The sequence below is a fragment of the Moorena sp. genome, from assembly GCF_982860115.1.
On record NZ_CEYLVT010000176.1, the window covers coordinates 1 to 1,668 of the forward strand.

Consider the following 1,668-nt stretch of genomic DNA (forward strand, 5'->3'; position numbering starts at 1 on the left):
AGGGTAAATAGTGTAGCCTTCAGCCCGGATGGACAGAGGCTGGCCACGGCTTCATTTGACAAAACTGCCAGAATTTGGGACAACCAGGGCAATGAAATCGCCCTGCTCAGAGGGCATCAGGACTGGGTATATAGTGTAGCCTTCAGCCCGGATGGACAGAGGCTGGCCACGGCTTCAGATGACAAAACGGCCAGAATTTGGGACAACCAGGGCAATGAAATCGCCGTGCTCAGAGGGCATCAGGACCCGGTAAATAGTGTAGCCTTCAGCCCGGATGGACAGAGGCTGGCCACTGCTTCAGATGACAAAACTGCTAGAATTTGGGACAACCAGGGCAATGAAATCGCCGTGCTCAGAGGGCATCAGGATGATGTAACAAGTGTAGCCTTCAGCCCGGATGGGCAGAAGCTGGCCACTGCTTCAGATGACAAAACTGCCAGAATTTGGGACATAAAGGGCAATCAATTAGCCGTACTCACCGGGCATCAGTCTAGGGTATATCGTGTAGCCTTCAGCCCGGATGGACAGAGGCTGGCCACGGCTTCATATGACAAAACTGCCAGAATTTGGGACAGAAAGGGCAATCAATTAGCCCTGTCTAAAGGAGATCAGGACTTAGTATCAAGTGTAGTCTTTAGGCTGGATGGAAAGAGGCTGGCCACTGCTTTAGATGACAAAACTGCTATTATAATTCCTGCACGAAGTCGCAGCAAAGAATTACCCTGGATCATACCGCATGAGGACGTCGTAAATAGTGTAGCCTTCAGCCCCAATGGACAGAGGCTGGCCACTACTTCATGGAACAGCACTGCCAGAATTTGGGACAACCAGGGCAATGAAATCGCCGTGCTCAGAGGGCATCAGTCTTTGGTAAATAGTGTAGCCTTCAGCCCGGATGGACAGAAGCTGGCCACTGCTTCAAAGGACAACACGGCCAGAATTTGGGACAACCAGGGCAATCAAATCGCCTTGCTCACCAGGCATCAGTCCGAGGTATTTAGTGTAGCCTTCAGCCCGGATGGACAGAGGCTGGCCACTGGTTCATCTGACAACACCGCCAGAATTTGGGACAACCAGGGCAATGAAATCGCCGTACTCAGCGGGCATCAGGACTCGGTATTAAGTCTAGCCTTCAGCCCGGATGGACAGAGGCTGGTCACTGCTTCACGAGACGGCACTGCCAGAATTTGGGACTTACAGGGCAATGCACTAGCCGTACTCACCGGGCATCAGTCTAGGGTATATCGTGTAGCCTTCAGCCCGGATGGACAGAGGCTGGCCACTGCTTCAAAGGACGGCACTGTCAGAATTTGGAAGGTGGAAAGTTTAGGTGAGCTGCTGGGTCGGGGCTGTGACTTGCTGGAAGATTACTTTGTTAGGAATCCTGGAGCTAAGGAGAAGTTAAGGGTATGCGAGGAATAGGCAAGAGGCAATAGGCAAGAGGCAAGAGGCAAGAGGCAATAGGTTCAGAGGCAATAGGCAATAGCTTCACAGGCAATAGGCAATAGGCAATAGGCAATAGGCAATAGGTTCAGAGGTTTGTTCACAACTGATCAATGTCATCCATACTCAACCCAGTATATTGAGCAATATCCTTCAGGGATAACCCTGCTGCCTTCATCTGTTTAACAACCTTTTGTATACCTGCTTGTTCACCTGCTTGTTCAC

The 1,668-nt window shown here is 51.0% G+C and carries 2 protein-coding genes; one reads left to right on the forward strand and one right to left on the reverse strand.

Features of this window, described 5'->3' with window-relative positions:
* Nucleotides 1-1,422: WD40 repeat domain-containing protein (locus AC4II3_RS23985; protein WP_490722907.1), on the forward strand; the 1,422-nt coding region annotated here is incomplete at its 5' end.
* On the opposite strand, the gene AC4II3_RS23990 is transcribed toward AC4II3_RS23985, so the two are convergent.
* The gene (locus AC4II3_RS23990; protein ID WP_488029554.1) at nt 1,391-1,519 is read right to left on the reverse strand and encodes a hypothetical protein; all 129 of its coding nucleotides are present in this window, start codon (nt 1,517-1,519) and stop codon (nt 1,391-1,393) included. The genes AC4II3_RS23985 and AC4II3_RS23990 overlap by 32 nt on opposite strands.
* Nucleotides 1,520-1,668 lie beyond the last annotated feature (149 nt).